The sequence below is a fragment of the Asticcacaulis benevestitus DSM 16100 = ATCC BAA-896 genome (genome assembly GCF_000376105.1).
GTDB lineage: Bacteria > Pseudomonadota > Alphaproteobacteria > Caulobacterales > Caulobacteraceae > Asticcacaulis > Asticcacaulis benevestitus.
The window spans coordinates 1-16,805 of record NZ_AQWM01000057.1; the positions used below are offsets into that span (position 1 = coordinate 1).

12 protein-coding genes are annotated in these 16,805 nt (G+C 58.3%); 10 read left to right on the top strand and 2 right to left on the bottom strand.

What is annotated here, in order from left to right; genetic code table 11:
- The 6 genes from B060_RS0122300 to B060_RS0122325 all read left to right on the top strand — a co-directional run.
- Positions 1-200: transposase (locus B060_RS0122300; RefSeq protein ID WP_018084025.1), on the top strand; the 200-nt coding region annotated here is incomplete at its 5' end.
- 396 nt (positions 201-596) lie between these two features.
- Complete coding sequence (locus B060_RS25625) at positions 597-1,175, top strand: RNA polymerase sigma factor (protein WP_018084026.1); 579 nt, start codon at positions 597-599, stop codon at positions 1,173-1,175.
- Complete coding sequence (locus B060_RS25630) at positions 1,157-2,104, top strand: FecR family protein (protein WP_018084027.1); 948 nt, start codon at positions 1,157-1,159, stop codon at positions 2,102-2,104. The genes B060_RS25625 and B060_RS25630 overlap by 19 nt, the downstream gene beginning before the upstream one ends.
- Positions 2,105-2,222: 118 nt before the next feature.
- Positions 2,223-4,979, top strand: a complete 2,757-nt coding sequence (locus B060_RS0122315; protein WP_018084028.1) for a TonB-dependent receptor — start codon at positions 2,223-2,225, stop codon at positions 4,977-4,979.
- Between the two features lie 12 nt (positions 4,980-4,991).
- Positions 4,992-6,482, top strand: a complete 1,491-nt coding sequence (locus tag B060_RS0122320) for a CehA/McbA family metallohydrolase (protein WP_018084029.1) — start codon at positions 4,992-4,994, stop codon at positions 6,480-6,482.
- 101 nt (positions 6,483-6,583) lie between these two features.
- Positions 6,584-9,082 carry a TonB-dependent receptor gene (locus tag B060_RS0122325; RefSeq protein ID WP_018084030.1) on the top strand — a complete coding sequence of 833 codons (2,499 nt, stop codon included), beginning with the start codon at positions 6,584-6,586 and terminating at the stop codon, positions 9,080-9,082.
- 115 nt (positions 9,083-9,197) lie between these two features.
- Here B060_RS0122325 and tnpB read toward each other — a convergent pair whose 3' ends face one another.
- Entirely contained in the window at positions 9,198-9,413 is a 216-nt protein-coding gene (gene tnpB, locus B060_RS28575; RefSeq protein ID WP_425304007.1) for an IS66 family insertion sequence element accessory protein TnpB, read from the bottom strand.
- 167 nt (positions 9,414-9,580) lie between these two features.
- Here tnpB and B060_RS25640 point away from each other — a divergent pair, with 167 nt between their 5' ends.
- From B060_RS25640 to B060_RS25650, 4 genes are all read left to right on the top strand, one after another.
- Positions 9,581-10,633, top strand: a complete 1,053-nt coding sequence (locus B060_RS25640) for a Ca2+-dependent phosphoinositide-specific phospholipase C (RefSeq protein WP_081607000.1) — start codon at positions 9,581-9,583, stop codon at positions 10,631-10,633.
- 263 nt (positions 10,634-10,896) lie between these two features.
- Entirely contained in the window at positions 10,897-13,590 is a 2,694-nt protein-coding gene (locus tag B060_RS0122340; RefSeq protein ID WP_157405701.1) for a TonB-dependent receptor, read from the top strand.
- Positions 13,591-13,674: 84 nt separating this feature from the next.
- The gene (locus B060_RS25645; RefSeq protein ID WP_051081140.1) at positions 13,675-14,820 is read left to right on the top strand and encodes a glycerophosphodiester phosphodiesterase family protein; all 1,146 of its coding nucleotides are present in this window, start codon (positions 13,675-13,677) and stop codon (positions 14,818-14,820) included.
- Positions 14,821-15,238: 418 nt separating this feature from the next.
- A complete protein-coding gene (locus tag B060_RS25650; RefSeq protein ID WP_155847870.1) occupies positions 15,239-15,556 on the top strand; it encodes a type IV toxin-antitoxin system AbiEi family antitoxin domain-containing protein in 318 nt (105 codons plus the stop codon).
- Between the two features lie 2 nt (positions 15,557-15,558).
- On the opposite strand, the gene B060_RS25655 is transcribed toward B060_RS25650, so the two are convergent.
- Positions 15,559-16,746, bottom strand: coding sequence for an IS5 family transposase (locus B060_RS25655; protein WP_051081141.1), 1,188 nt, complete (start codon positions 16,744-16,746; stop codon positions 15,559-15,561).
- Positions 16,747-16,805: the final 59 nt, after the last annotated feature.

Consider the following 16,805-nt stretch of genomic DNA (forward strand, 5'->3'; position numbering starts at 1 on the left):
GGCTCAACGGTGAAATTAAACGCCGATGCGACGTCGTGGGCATCTTCCCCAACGATGACGCCATCATCAGACTGGTCGGCGCAATCCTGCTCGAACAAAACGATGAATGGGCGGTTCAACGCGGACGCTATATCACCCTTGAAACCATCGCCCAAGTGAGCGATGATCCACTACTCAGCATGCCAGCAGTGGCCAACTGACGACAAACCCGGACCTGTTCGGAAAACACTGAAGCCAGGCGCTCAGTTACACCACGTACCGGGACACGATCGTTTTTGTGCCTTCATCATGGCGCTGGCAATGGCGGTCACCCAGACAACAAATCCCGCAGGCTATCGCCAACTTGCCGCTTGAACTTGAAAATCGAATTGTTCACGGTCGATGAGCTGGACAGACGGTTCAATATCTCGACCACAGGATTGCCCCGAACATTCAAATCGACATCGTAGACTCCATGGTCAGCGGCCTACACTAACAAACGAAGGATTTTGACAATCCCGCCAGCGCCATAAAAAATTCACGTGGCGGGCTCTAGGCCGGACTGCGTTTATCCGTTAGCGCCATATTAATCGTGCCAAGAGTTTGAAGCCCCTTCAATGCCTGAACCGGAAAACATTATCCATCTGCCAGGCCGCCTCACCGAGGGCCGTGCCAACGCCGCGACCACGCGTGCCCTGGCGGTGGTGATCGAAGCCTATGACCGAAGGCTGTGGCGCTACCTGGCCCGCCGGTTGGCGCAGGACGATATCGCCGACGCCCGGCAGGAGGTTTATAGTCGCCTGACGCGCATCCTCAGTGCAGATCCGGACGCCCAGCTTTCCGCCGCCTACGTCTTCAAGACCGCCGATTCCATCGTTCGTGACCAGTTCCGCCGACGCCGCGTGCGTTATCACGACGCGCATGTCGAGCTGGAAGACCACGTTGCCGCTGAAACGCCCTCGGCTTTTGACACCCTGCACTGGCGGCAAAACCTCAGCCGCGTCCGCCAGGCGATGGACAAGCTTCCGCAGGTCCAGCGTCGCATCCTGCTGCTGCACCGCCTCGACGGCATGAGCCTGCCTGAGGTCGCCCAGGAACTGGGCGTACCCCTGCGCACCGTCGAACGTCACCTGAGCCGCGCACTTGCCGCGTGCCGCATTACCCTGGAGGAGGCCGGATGGCCGAAAAGAACATGACGGACAAGGACAAGCAGAAGCGTTACGAAGACGCCGCCATCCGCCTTATCCGTTCAAAGAACATGACAGCGCCGGCCGGCGAAGACGAAGCGGCGATCACCGAAACCTGGGAGGCGCTCGACATGCTGCGCGCCGATGCGGGCATCATGGCCGAGTTGCGCAAACCCTATCGCGCACCGTTCTGGCTGCGCACAGATGGCATAAAGACGATAGGTGCGGGCTTGGCCGCCTGCGCGACCATCGCCGCGGTCGCACTGGGCCTGTTCCTGTCGCCCCAGGCTTATATGACCCGTATCGGCGAACAGCGCCTAGTGCAGCTAGCTGACGGCAGCCAGGTCACGCTGAACACCGACAGCCGGATGTCCGTTCGGATCGATGGTGGCCAGCGTCGCGTGGTTCTGGAACGCGGCGAGGCCTATTTCGACATCGCCAAGTTGGGGGGAGCGCCGTTTATCGTCGTCAGCGGCGCCAGCGAGGTCCGCGTTACCGGCACGCATTTCAATGTCAGGCGGGACGCCGATTTCGTCCGGGTCGATGTTGAGGAAGGCCGTGTCCTCGCCGGCGCCCATGCCGCCACCAATCCGGCCGGCGCGGCTGTCCTGACCGCCGACCAGGCGGTGACGCTCGACGAACATGGCCTCGTGCGCCAGCGCAGCGTGGCCGAAATCGACCGGGTGACCAATTGGCGCCGCGGCCGCGTCTGGTTCAACGAAACCCCTTTACGTGACGCCGTCGCCGACATGAACCGCTATACCCGCACCCAACTGGTCATCGCCACGCCGGGGATCGCTGACATGCCGGTCAGTGGGGTCTACCGCGTCGGCGCCTCCGAAAGCTTCGCCCAGGCGCTTAGTCTCGCCTACCCGGTAAAGGTCCAGACCCGCGACAATGTCATAGAAATTTCGCAAAAGGGTCACGCCACCTTCTAGCTTTGTTGGCCCTTACCCCGTGTAGCGTGAAGAGTTTGTGACAACTGGCGGCCCCGTCATCAGACCGCGTTACTGATGGCTTAGAGTGTTCTTACGAACACGGCACGGGCGGACTTAAGTGGCGCAGAGTGGGTTCAGGCTGAATAGGCTGAAAGCCGGGACGGGGAGCATATCCCTTGTCCTGTGCCTGCTGTTTGCGTCGGCCACCCTACCGGCACCGCCTGCCCATGCCGAGGCGGATCCCACGTTCAATGTCCCCGCCCGTCCACTGGCCGCCGCCCTGTCCCAGGTCGCGGATCAGGCCGGTGTCCAGATCGTTTTTGTCGGCGCCGAGGTCAGGGATCACATTAGCCATTCGGTTTCAGGCGCGATGTCGACCAAGGCCGCCCTGCAGTGGGCAGCGGGTAAGGACTATGAAGTGGTCCGGTCCGGCGATGCCTATGTGATCCGGCGCCGCGCTAAAACGCTTGCCCGACATATCCCGGCACCCATACCTGCTGCCCAGGCCGACAGCGCTCCAGAAGAAGTGATCGTCACGGCACGCATGAGCGCGCTGTCACGCACGCGGCTCGATTCCAGCTATGCGGTAACGCGCCTGACCACCAATACCATTCAGATGTCAGGGAGCTTGAGCGCCGCCGACCTGCTGAGGGCGGTGCCTGGTCTCTGGGTGGAATCTTCCGGCGGTGAGGCCTCCAACAATATCCGCGCCCGTGGCATTCCGCGCGACGGCTTTTCATCTCTGGCCGTATTCGAGGACGGCCTGCCGGTCCAGCACGATCCCGGCCTCGGTTATCTCAATGCCGACCAGTCCTTCCGCATCGACGACACGCTCCAAGCGGTCGAGGTGGTGCGCGGCGGGCCGGCTTCTGTCTTTGCCTCCAATGCCCTGGCCGGCCTGATCAACCTGATCCCGCGCGAAGCGCCGTCACAGCCTGAAACCCGCCTGCGCCTGCAAGCGGGAGATGGTAATTACAGGCGCATGGATTTCTGGACCGGCGCCCCCGTGGGAGACTGGCGCGTAGTAACCGGCGGCTTTTACCGTGCCGATGATGGCCTGCGTCCTACGGGCTATACGGCCGACCGGGGCGGACAGTGGCGGCTGACCGCCCAGCGCGACTGGGAACACATCAAGCTTTCCCTGGACTACAAGCAACTCGATGACAGTGTCGCCTTCTACCTGCCCGTGCCACTGCAACTGACCATTGGCGGCGAGATCAAACCTGTGCCCGGTTTCGATGCGCTTTACGGCACCCTGGCCGGTCCGGATACCGCCGCTGTGAAAATGATCGATGCGAAGGGACAGACCTACCCGTTCGATCTCAAGCGTGGCACCGAGGTCCGGCTAGACCAGTATACGGTTAAATTGCGCTATGAGCTGAACGATCGCCTGACCCTCAATGAAAGCTTGCGCTGGCGGCGATCATCAACCTGGCGCAATGGCCTTTTCCCCGGCTATCCCAATACGGCCAGTGAAAAGCTGAAAGCCTACCTGCCGGCGGCGCAAGCCATCTATCCCCAGGCTGTTCGGCTCGGGCTGTCCTATGCCGACGGTACGCGCCTCGCCGACGACGGACAGGCCATCGACGCCACCCTGTCCTCGGTGCGCATTCCACTCACCGAGTTGATCAATGACACACGGCTCGAAGGGCAGGCGGACGGTCATCATTTCACTGCCGGCTTTTACGTCGCCGAGGTGAATATGTCGATGCAACGTCTGACTGCCACGACCCTGCTGGAAGTACGAAATCAGGCCCGTCGCCTCGACATTGTGGCCTATGACGCAATGGGCAACCCGCTTGGCACCATCACCCAGGATGGCATCACGCGTTATGGCGCGCAGTTTGACAACTATTCCGGGACTGAGCGGTCGATCGCATTATACGGCACCGATGAATGGACGTTTGGCAAATGGCGCGCTGATATTGGCATCCGGTTGGAGCAACTGAAACTGGCCGCCGATGTTGAACAAGGCCAGGCCTTTCAGGGGGCTGATGCGTTCCATATCAGTGACGATGCGATCCTTGGCGGCACCGGGCAGTTCGTTCATCTGTCACGTGAGTTCGACGGCCAGACCCTTTCCCTTGGCTTGACCCGACCGCTTGACGAACAGACCCAGATCTATGGCCGCATCACACGCACCCAGTACCTGCCCAACCTGACCGACATGACCTCGCCGCCGGCCGACGATCTCCACACTGAACCGGTAACCCTATCCGAGTTTGGCTTCAAGCACGCCACGCCCGCCAGTGATATGCATATCGTCGCATTCTCGACCGCTTTTTCCGCCTATCGCGTCACCGACAACGTCTTTGACGCCACGACCAACGCCTATAGCCAACGCGCCGCCTATGGCGACACCTTGACAGTCGGCGTGGAGGTCGAGGGCCTCTGGTGCGCGCGCCGCGACCGCACTGGGCCGGATCTGGCCCTTAGTGCCACCTGGCAACAGCCGCGGTTCGAAAATCTGCGCTATACCGAACTGGTGAATGGCGCGGCGGTCGCCCGCGATTTCAGCGGCAACCGCCTGCTTCGAGTACCGGATCTCATGATCCGGCTGACACCCGGCTATGGTTTCGCGCACGGACGCGGACGCATCGAGACCACCGTCGAATATTATGGCGACCGCTTCGCCGACGCCGCCAATACCGCGCGCCTACCGGCCTACACGACATTGAGCGTTGCCTTTCGCTACGACCTGACGCCGCGCCTGACCTTCATCCTCACCGGCGACAATCTCGGCCAGACCCTAGGGCTGACCGAAGGCAATCCGCGCGCCGGCCAGATCGTCAGCGGTGACGCCGACGCCACCTATTTCGCCGCCCGGCCGATATTCGGCCGCAGCTTCCGTGCGGCCCTGTCCTTTAGAATGTAACTGGAGATCCCTATGTCCCTGAAAATACTGGGCTTCACCGCCCTTGCCGCCCTGTGCGCCACGTCCGCGCTTGCAACGCCGGATGTTGTCATGAAAGGCCGCCTAACCGGCACGGCACACCAGACCTATATCGACCTGCCGTTCCAGGTGCCGGAGGGCGTCACCCGCATCACCGTCAGCTTCCGCTACACCGGTCGCGAACAGAAAAGCACGATCGACCTCGGCCTTGACGATCCGAACGGCTTTCGCGGCTGGAGCGGTGGTAACAAGTCAGAGTTCACCCTCTCCGCCACTGACGCCACCCCTTCCTACTTGCCCGGTCCCATAATCACCGGCACCTGGAACCTGGTGATGGGCGTCCCCAATATGCGTCCCGACGCCATTTCGGATTACGAGGCCGATATCACCTTTGGCCATGCCAATGACAAGGTCACGGTCTCGGCCTTCACCGACAAACCGCTCAATGACAAGCCCGGCTGGTATCGCGGCGACTTCCACTCCCACAGTGCCCATTCCGACGGCAACTGCCTGTCTCTCGCCGGCCAGAAGGTACCCTGCCCGGCTTTCCTGACGCTTGAGGCCGCCAAGGCGCGCGGCCTCGACTTCGTCGCCCTCAGCGATCACAATTCGACCTCGCAATATGATTCCGAACGCGAATTGCAGCCCTATTTCGACACCCTTCTTCTGATCCCGGCACGCGAAATCACCACCTTCCATGGCCACGCCAATATCTTCGGCACGACTGAGTTTGTGCCTTTCCGCCTGGGCACCAAGGCCCTGCCGGACGTCAAAACCCTGGCGGATATCGTCCATGCCAAGGGGGCGCTGATCTCGGTTAGTCACCCGACCGCCCCAACCGGTGAAGCCTGCATGGGCTGCGGCTGGGATGCCCCGACTGATTACAGCGACATTGACGCCATCGAAGTGGTCAATGGCGGCTCGGTCTTCGCCCAGCATGGCGTCGAAGGTCCGACCGATGGCATCCCTTTCTGGCAGGCGCGTCTTAATGAGGGCCACCACCTCACCGCCATTGGCGGCAGCGATAATCATGACGCTCCGGATACGCCAGATCATCGCAGCCCTGTTGGGCTGCCGACTACGGTGATTTACGCGGAAAACCTCTCCCAAGCGGCCCTTCTCGATGGCATGAAAAAGGGCCGCGCCTTTGTCGATATGGGCGTCGGTGCCGATCGCCTCCTGGACCTGAAAGCGACTTCGGAAAAAAAATCGGCCGTTATGGGCGAAACTTTGGCGGTCCGAGCCAATAGCAACGTTTTAGTAGAGGTCGAGGTTAAAGCTGATGCCGGAAGCCGGGCCGAACTCATTTTGAATGGGCAACTCCAGCCGCAGGTTCTGCCTGTGGATGCCGGCCACGCCACAGTCAGCTTTCACGTTACTCCCAAGGGCCAGGGTGCCCATTGGGTGCGCGTGAATATACGCGACAAGGACGGCAAAATTGAAATGATATCGAATCCGATCTATTTCAAACTAATTAAAAAATAACTAAATCATCACAATACTGAAATATACTTAAGATATGATGCCTGCGCAGCCTTTGCCTTAAGCAAAGGAAAAGCTTTTACTTAGCACGCAAGGGGATAATCATGTCTTTTCACTCCAAATTTACTTTGCTCGCATCCGTGGCGGCGGCCGCGCTGTCCTTAGGCGCTTTGGCCCTTGGCGGCGCGGCTTTCGCCCAGAATGCGGCGCCTCAGGCCACCGCAGCGGACGCTGATGCGGCCGTCGAAATCATCGTCACCGGCCGTGCCGGCACCGGCAAACGTACCAAGGCGGAAACCAGCTATTCCGTCACCAACATCAATGAGGAAGCCCTGCGCCTGCAGGCCCCGACCAGCGTCACCGAAGCGCTGAAATCGGTTCCCGGCTTCTGGGTTGAAGCCTCTGGCGGTGAAGCCTCAGGTAACGTCCGGGCCCGCGGCGTGCCGGTCGATGGTTACGGCTCAATTACCCTGCTGGAAGACGGCATTGCTGTGGCGCATGACCCGGCGCTCGGCTATCTCAATGTCGACCAGGTGTTCCGAGTTGACGAAACCATTGACCGCATCGAAGTGGTGCGCGGCGGCCCTTCGGCGGTCTTCTATTCAAACGCCCCCGCCGGCGCCGTCAACTTCATCCCACGCAAGGTCGGCGAAGTAGCCTCCGGCCTCGTCAAGGCCACGGTCGGCCAGGACGGCCTGTTCCGCACCGACTTCTGGTACGGTGCCCCTATCGGCGACTGGAAGGCCTCGATCGGTGGCTTCTACCGTAATGAAACCGGCGTGCGTGATCCGGGCTTCACCGGCAACAAGGGCGGCCAGCTCCGCGCCACGCTTAGCCGTGATTTCGACCGCGGCAACATTTCCTTCGACGTCAAACGTCTCGACGATACGGTCGTCTTCTATACCGGCATTCCCATGCGCACCTATGAAACCGGCGACATCAAGGCGGTTCCCGGCTTCGACGGCAATTACGGCACCCTGACCGGTCCCGAAACCTCGATGGCCGATATGAAGATGGGCGACGGCAGCATCTATCACTATGACAATACGCTCGGCACCCAGGTGAAACGCACCCAGCTTACCGCCCATTTCGATTTCGAAGTTGCCGATGGCTGGAAACTGAAATCGACCATGCGCTACAATGACACCGCCACTCAGCGCAACGGCATGTACCCCAATACCCTGCTGAGCGCCGCCAGCTTCCTGGACCAGAACAAGGCCCTTATCGCCACCGCGCCCGGAGCCACGGCCCTGCAACTGCGTTACAATTCGACGCCGACGCAGACTTATGACACCCGGACCCAGAACGGCAACGGCCTCGTCACCGTCGCAGGCTTGCGTGGCATCACCATGCCGGTCAAGGAATTCATGAGCGACAACCAGATCTCGCACCGCTTTGATCTCGGCTCGCAGACCCACGACGTCACCTTCGGCGCCTATTTCGCCCATATAGATGAGAGCTTCAGCCGCTATTCGTCCAGCTATATCACCGATGTGCAGGACAATGCCCGCCTGCTCAACCTGGTGGCGGTCGACGCCAGCGGCAACCTGGTCAAGGCACTGACCGAGAACGGCGTTTGGCGCTACGGGTATGAGTGGGAAAACGCTTCAGGTGAACAGACCACGTACGCTGCCTATCTGGCGGACGAGTGGCAGATCACGCCGGACCTGCGCATTGACGGCGGCGTGCGCTGGGAAACCATGACGGCGCGCGGCCGGGTCGAGCAAAAGAAGACGGTCAATCTCGGTACGCTCAACACCTCGCAGATCCTGATGGGCAACGGCACGTTCGCCACCTATGACCAGACATTCGAGCACACCACCTGGACCCTGGGCGCCAACTACCAGTTCGACAAGCGCTCCGGCCTCTTCGCCCGCTACACCTCGGCGGCGCGGATGCCGAGCCTGGGCAACTATATCACCAACGCTACGGCCAAGCCGACGATCCAGACCATGGATCTCGGCGAGGCCGGCTACAAGTTCCGCAGCAACGCCTTCGATCTCTACGCCACCCTGTTTTGGACGCAGTATCACAACGTCGCCTTCAGCAATTACAAGTTCGATGTGATCACCGGCGTCTCGACCTCGGAAGCAGCCTTCGCCGATACCGAGACCCTCGGCCTGGAACTGGAAGCCACCTGGCGTCCGCTGACCTGGTTTGACATGACCGCTACGGCGACCATCGAAGACCCGCAGTACAAGGGCCTGACCTATACGGACAGCGCCAACCACCTGCAAGACTATGATGGCAACCAGCTCATCCGTGTCCCGAAGACGAGCCTGCGCGTGGTGCCTGGCTTCAATCTGCTCGATGATCACCTGCGTCTGCAGGCCGCTGTTGAGTATGAAGGCGAGCGCTTCGTAGATACAGCCAACTCGGTCAAGCTGCCGGACTATACCGCCATCAACCTGTCAGCCCGCTACTATGTGACCGACGACCTGTCCTTGTATGCGTATATCGACAACGCGACCAACTCGCTGGGCCTGACCGAAGGCAACCCGCGTGCCGGTGAACTGGCTTCGGCCGATGCCGGCGCCAACACCTTCATTGCACGCCCGCTCCTCGGTCGCAATTATCGCCTCGCCCTGATGTACAAGTTCTAGTCTGATAAGAAAAAAGCTCTGTGGGTCACAAGACCTGCGGAGCTTTTTTTGCCAGAACCGATGGGTTGGCTCCCGCCTACCTGCCTTAAATGCGCGCCGAGTCATCTTGTCGCGGCTACTCCACCGTCCCCGGGGCACGGGTTTCCATGGACCGGACCCGGCGCCAATCTAGCCCCGAGAACAACGCTTCAAACTGAGGATGACTGAGGCTCATGAGCCCGGCTTTAATCGCCTGCCAGGTGAACACATACGCCTCCAGCCTTTTATAGGCCATCATCAGTGCGGTGCGGTCCCAATAGAGCAACTTCAGGCGGTCCGCGTCATAAAATATTCAGGATAGCGTTTTGTTACGTTCGCGCGAGGTCGGTATTTTGGCACCATGCCGGGGACATACTCGGCGCAGAATGGGTCTATGTGAACATGTATATCCTCTGGCCATTTATGAGACGGGAATTCAGGTGCCGGGTGGCCCTAACCCTATCACTGCTGGCGATTGCCATGGGTTGCGCAAACGCCGCCTTATCTCAGGTCCCGACCACGCTTCGCCTCAATCAATTGCAGATTTTAGGGTCTCACAATAGTTACAGGCCCTACCCCTCCCCCCTAACAGAAGCCAGGATGCGACAGCTTTCAGAGGAGCATTGGCATGAGTTAGCCTATGGTCACCCACCTCTTGAAGCGCAGTTGGCTTTAGGCCTTCGCCAATTCGAGCTGGATGTCGGCGCCGACCCCACGGGTGGACTTTATGCCAAGCCCTATGATCAGGCACGTCCCGAGATTCAGGCATTGATGGCCGCCCCCGGCGCCAAGGTTTTGCACTTCCCAAACTTCGACACTGACACGCACTGCCTGACCTTTCGTACATGCTTGGCGATTTTTGACCGCTGGTCGAAGGCACACCCTGATCATGACCCGATCGTCATCCTCGTTAACAGCAGTGATTTTCCAAAGACACTTGGACAACTGCCGCACGATGCGAATTTCGATGCGTCTACGATCAATGAGCTCGATGCGGACATAGCGGCGGTCATAGGTTCTGAACGCGTGATTACCCCAGACATGGTACGTGGAAAGTTCCCCACCCTGCGCGATGCGGTGCTGGCGGGGAACTGGCCGGACATCGCGCATGTGCGGGGCCACTTCCTGTTTGTCCTTGATGGCAACACAAACCACGAGGCCCTGTATCGTGAAGGGCATCCATCCTTAAGCGGGCGTCTCATGTTCGGCTTTTACGATGCATCAGAGCCGGAAGCCGCTATCTTCAATATTCAGGACCCTGTAAATGAGCAGGGTCATATCCGTGACCTGGTGCAAAAAGGGTTCATCGTGCGCACGCGCGCTGACGCTGATACAGAAGAGGCCCGCGTGCACGACGACTCACGCATGAGGGCCGCGCTGGCCTCAGGCGCACAGCTGATCAGCACGGACTATTACGCTGGCGTGCCCGATCCCCTGGCCCTGAATTATACCGCCGATTTTCAAGGCCCCTATTTCAGATGCAACCCAGTCGTGGCGCATTGCGCTCCGCAACCGCAAATCGACAATAATTAACAAAAAAATTCATATAAATATAGAATTTGAAATACTATTACACAGTATACAAAATTATCGACATATAATTAGAAAATAATATTGAATTATTCTCACAATACTATGTGCGAATATGAAGAACTATGTCGCTTTGTTATTTCAAACGGTAGCATTCCTATACAAGAATGACTGACCAGTAACTTTTGGTGACTGCAATGAATGTAAAACTCCGCCCACCCCTTAAACTTCATGCTTACCTTATGCTTTCGACGATGAGTGCCTGTATGGCTCTTTCGACCGCTCACGCGGCTGAAGCACCAGCTCCCACGTCCGGCGAAGTCATCGACGAAGTGGTGATCACCGGTAAGAAGCGCTCAAAATTGCTCGCTGAAAAGCGTGAAGACATCGGCACAAGCAGCCTGATATCGGGCGAAGACATGCGCCGCATTCCCTCAGCGAACGTCGTGGATACCTTGAGCCGCCTGCCCGGCGTCACGGCCTACAGCGATATGGGTCAAGGCATGGCCGCCACAGGTGAGAAGGAATACCTGACCTTGCGTGGCCTCGACTCCAGCTACAACGCTTATCAACTGAACGGCGTCACCGTTGCTCAGGCTGACCCATCGACACGCGCCCTATCTCTTAAGATGCTAGCGCCCTATGGCCTGAGTTCAGTGAAGGTCATTAAGACGCCAGGCGCTCAGGACGAAGGCGCCGCGATCGGCGGCATTTTGGACCTGCGCACCCCCTCGGCCTTCGACTACAATGCCAGCCTCAACAAGCTGACCATCTCCGGAACCATGTCACAACTGGCCAAGGATCGTGGGGCCGATTACGCCGGCGGCAATATCCAGTATGAACTGGCTCGCAAATTCGGCAATTCGAGCCAGTTCGGCTTTTACGGTGCGCTCTATTATGACCAGCGTAGCAGCGCCGGCGAGGCCCTTGAAGCCGCGGATTATTCTCCAACCCTGGAATCTGAAAAAGACATCTCGGACTGGACAAAGCTGACCGGCGGCCTGACGGCTCGCAACGTCAAGTACGACTACTATGAAAATAAGACGACGCGGTCGGGCGGCAACTTCAGCCTCGACTATCGTGCTGAGGGCCAAACCGCCTATCTGCGCGGCTCGCTTGGGCAATATGAAGCCGAAGGCAGCGACACTCAGCATAGCGTCCTCACCGGCCTGGTTCAGCGCTACGCCAATGGCCGCTATGCCGGTATAGGCGTTATGCCGGGGAGCTATTACCAGATCCGCGATCAAAAGGATTCTCTCTGGACCCTGCAGGCTGGCGGCGCCACCACGCGTGACAAATGGACCTGGGACTATGACGTCAATTATAGCTTCGGTAAGATCACCAACCCGAACTATGTTGAAGGCAGCCTCTACGGCATGCCAAGCGTGACCGGGGCCGCAGTGATCACACTGAGCGATCCAGAGCATCCGACGGTCGCCTTCAACTCGCAGGCCACCCACGACTACATGTATAGCCAGTCTACGGATAGACTTTGGAAATTCCAGGGACATGATGGCTATTCGGACAGCGCCGTCACTGGCGCCAAGGCCAATCTGACCTACAAGGTGGAAAATGGCGCCTTTGACACGCTGAAAGCCGGTATCAGCTTCAGCCAGAACAAGCGCAGCCAGTATGACCACGCCTTCATGCACGATGGCGATAACTTCGTCATTCTGGGGCCTGACGGACGCAAGCGGGAATATTATGAAGGCGCTGGTCCTACCGTCGCTAACATGCCTGGCCGCAACGTCGGGGGCGCGTTTGATGGCGCATATGACGGTCTTTTCAGAATCTATGACCGCGCCACTTTTGTGAACGGCATCGTGCCTTACAAATATACGAGTCAGTTCGCCAAGGACGCTTCGGGCGCTACCGTCGGCAATCCGGGCGCTTACGACGCGACTGACTTCAACGAAAAAACCGTCAATGTTGAAGAAGCAATCGCCGCGACCTATGTTCAGGCCTTGCTGAAATGGGATCAGGTCGAGATCGTACCCGGCTTGCGCTATGAACATACCAAGTTCAGTGAAAGCCATTGGCAAAAACAGCCCGACCGCTCCGGCACGTTTGTGTCCAGCGAAACGAGCTACGATAATGTTTTGCCAAGCGTTCTGGCCACGTTGCGCCCCGCGGATTCCGATTGGGTCTACCGGGCCTCGGTTCGCAAATCCTTCCAGCGACCTTCCTTCGGCGCCCTCGCCTCGCCTGAGACGGTCACACGCGACGATGTGACCGGCAAAGTCATTGCCATCAGCAAGGGCAACCCCAATCTGAAACCCACGGAAGCCATCAACTATGATGCCTCTGCAGAGTTTTACGGCGATGCAGGTAGCCTGTTCGAGGTCAATGGCTTTTACAAGGACATGACCAACTACATTTACAATACCGCCGTGACGGGTGGCAGTGCGGTTCTGCCTTATGCCGACCAGGCTGGTCCTGACGGCATCATCTACTCACAGCCGCAAAATGGTCAGAAGGCCAATATCTACGGTGTGGAAATCAATGGTCAGTACCGTTTGGAAAACCTGACGACGACCTTGAATGGGTTCAGTCTGGGCGGCAATGTTACGGCTATGAAAAGCGAGGCGACCAGTGCCGATGGCCGCAAGACCTGGCTACCGCGCGCCCCGGAACTGCAATACAATGTCAGCCTCTATTATGATCGTGGGGCCTGGTCATCGACCCTGATCTATCAGCACGTCAGCGAGCAATTGCTGAGCCTGCGCGACACCAAACTCGACACGTACCTGCAACCTTACCAAACAGTCGATTTTGGTCTGAACTACCGGTTTAGCCATATGAATATTGGGTTGTCGGCGAAAAACCTGCTTGACGATGTCAGCTTCTACAAGACGACAGGCAAGTCAAAAACCTATCTCGGCACCCAAGACGGTGGCGGCAACGGCTCCTACGTCAAGACGGGCCGCGTCATAACCCTCACGGCCAGCTACGCCTGGTAGATGACACCCTGCCTGTGAAGCCTCCGGAGGAACCGGGGGCTTCACGTCTATTCACGCATTACCTCACGCCCTCAAGGAACCGCAATGGTCGACCTCAGCCGCCGTACCGTCTTACAATCAACCGCATCGTTGGCCACTGCCTGCGGAGGGCTGCTCGGCCTAAAGGGTCCAGCCAGGGCGCAGGCCACGTCCTCGCGCCACATCCCCGTTCTGGCGCATAGAGGGGCATGCGCCTTGCGACCGGAGCATACCTTGGCGTCCTATGCCAAGGCGATTGCCGACGGGGCGGATTATATCGAACCCGATTTGATGCCGTCGAAGGACGGTGTCCTTGTAGCGACGCACGATGGCGAACTTAGCGGTGGCACCGACATTGCCAGCCGGCCAGAATTCGCCGATCGCAAACGTGATCTCAATATACTCGGCAGAACCCTCACAGGCTGGTTCGTCTCCGACCTGACTTTTACCGAGCTCAAGACCTTACGACGCAAGGAAACCATGCCCAAGGTTCGCCAGGCCAATAGCGCTTACGATGGTGAATTTCAGATGGTCAGCTTTGAAGAGATGATTGATTTTGTCGCCGCCGAATCCGTAACACGCGGCCGCCTGATCGGTCTTGTGCCCGAATTGAAATTTTCTACCTACTTCGCTTCTATCGGCCTGCCTCTGGAGGACCGGTTTCTCGACATTCTGTCGCGCCATAGCTATCTCCAGCGTGCGCCCCTGATTATTCAGTCGTTTGAAATCGCCAATCTCAAATATCTGCGCGCAAAACTCGGTCGCAATGAGCGCCTCCAATTGATGCAACTGATCAATGACCTCGATCAGAAGCCTATCGACGTCATGATGGCCGGTGGCAACATGACGTTCGCAGATATGACCTCTGCCGAGGGCTTAAAGGAGATTGCTAGATACGCTGATATTATCTCTCCGGACATCCGGACCCTCATTCCCCTCGACGCCAAGGGCTACCTTGGCCAACCACATCCTATGATCGGCCTCGCTCACGCGGCAGGCCTGAAGGTACAGGGATACGAATTCCGTCCCGAAAACCAATTCATCGCTGCGAACTTCCGAAACACTGAGGGCGACAACGCCCGCAATGTCGAAGGCTCCATCAAGGAAATGCACCATTACCTGCGTAATGGGCTGGATGGCTTCTTCACCGATGATCCTGGTATTGGGCGTCAGGCTGTCGACAGCTTTTTGGCTGGCCCACGTGCATCCTAAACTCATGCCTTCGCGCATTGAGAGATGCCAAGCCACGCCCGGCGTGGAGCAGGTGCGTACAATCGGACTAAGGTCAGGCCTTGCCAGTCGTCGGGGATAATAGGTCCTGACGGCTACTGGATTGCGCAATGCACGCGCGATGCCGCCCCTGACCTTGCTCTTATGCCGTTGAATCGCTCAGCTTCCCAATTTGATGTCGCGTTAAACAAGGCGCGGCCATGGAGACGAGTTGCGCGGGACGGCGGTGTCCACACTGCTAGGCGTGTATGCGATCCTCGTAGCAATAACGTGACGGAGTTTTGAGACGCTTAAAAGGCCACTGCCGTTTCTAGCCGTTATGTGCGTACTATCCTTTCCGTCACATCGCGCAGAGAGACATCAGGGTGAACTAATGCCGCGAAAAGTGTGGATTGCCATTGTGCGCGACGCCTGGGCGTCCAAGCTGAGCTATTCTCCGGTCCGGCCGGTCCGCTTTAGCTCATCATGCCTGCGTCAAGGCATCGAATATCACGATATCTCGGGCGTCCAGGTACCGATTTATTCTGTGGCCAGGACACTTGCTGATCTATTTCGCAATCCTCGCCTGGTCGACCGTTCTGTAGCACTTGAAGCTCTCAAGGCCACCCTCGCCCAAAAGAAAGCCGCGCCAGCCGAAATTTTTGAGGCGGCGCGGACGGGCAATGCGCTCACGACCATCAGGCCCTATCTCGTCGCCCGTGAACAATTCAGTTTTTGAACTCAAGCGGCAAGTTGGCTGTAGTCCGCATAGTTTTTTGTCTTCGTGACCGCCATGGACAGGGCCATGACGAAGGCACAAAAACTCTTCAGCCATGTCAGGAGTAGGCGGATGTTATGGCCGGCGGCCACCAGGAGGACATTGACCGCATCGCCATGTGCGCCTGCGAGCCAGTTCCGCTCGAGTTTCCCATCTGATTTCATGTGGCCGATGACAGGCTCGATGGCACTTCTGCGTTTCAGTTCGCGTTTGATAGTCGGCGATGTAATCCCTCGTGCCCTTGAGATGTAAACCTCTGTCTGCGTTACCCCATGGCCACGATAGCCTTGGTCGACATAGGCACGTTTGACCTTTGTTCCGGTAAGGCGTTCGACCCGTTTAATCTGATCTTTGAGGGTATGACCCTCATAGGGCAGGTTCGGACAGGCCCGAGCGCCAACAACATATTGCCCCTGAACTCTGTCGCTGCCCTTTTTTGATTTGGCGTTGATCACAGCAAACGAGGCTTTGGTGCCAAACTCATAGCGCGTTCTGGCCTTGCCTTTGGCGATGCATTCGACCTCTGGGGCATGCAGGGCATAGATCTTCTTCTTGCTATTCGTCGTTTGCGCCAGAAGCTTAAAGATNGGATCGGCAACAGGCTTGAAGGCTTCCTGTAATTGNAGNTNNTCNCCGATCTTGCGGACGATGTCGCGCAACAGNCGGCCGGTGAAGGTGCGCATACGGCGGACTNCGCGAAGGGCCTGTTTGTGGGCACGGCTATGGATTTGACGTGCCACCTGGACCCGGCAGCGCTTGGCCAATCGCATGAAGGACTGACGTAAAGCCAAGCCATGGCGATCAGCGAAACGGTTCATCCATTCTATGGCCCGCATATAAAGACCGCTATCCGTAGGGTGGGCAACGGCCTTGGTTTGCGCTGTGCTGTCAACCGTCACGCGCTCAAAGGCCTTGGGCTCGACAGCCCGGGCACGCTGCGCTGCCGCCAGGGTTTCCGCAAGGATCTTGTCAAGATCTTCAGTGCCGGCCCGTTTGCGCCAGCGGGTCATCGATGATCTATCCAAAGGCAGCTTATGCTGGAAGTAGGTCGCGCCGCAAAAGTACTGAAAGTAAGGGTTTTCAAGCCACGCCGCGCACACCGCTTCATCGGACAAGCCCTTGGCGTGCTGCAGCAGATGGAGCCCCACCATCAACCGTGTCGGCAGCCCTGGCCTACCTTTTTTGTCGATATACAGGCGGCCAAAATGCG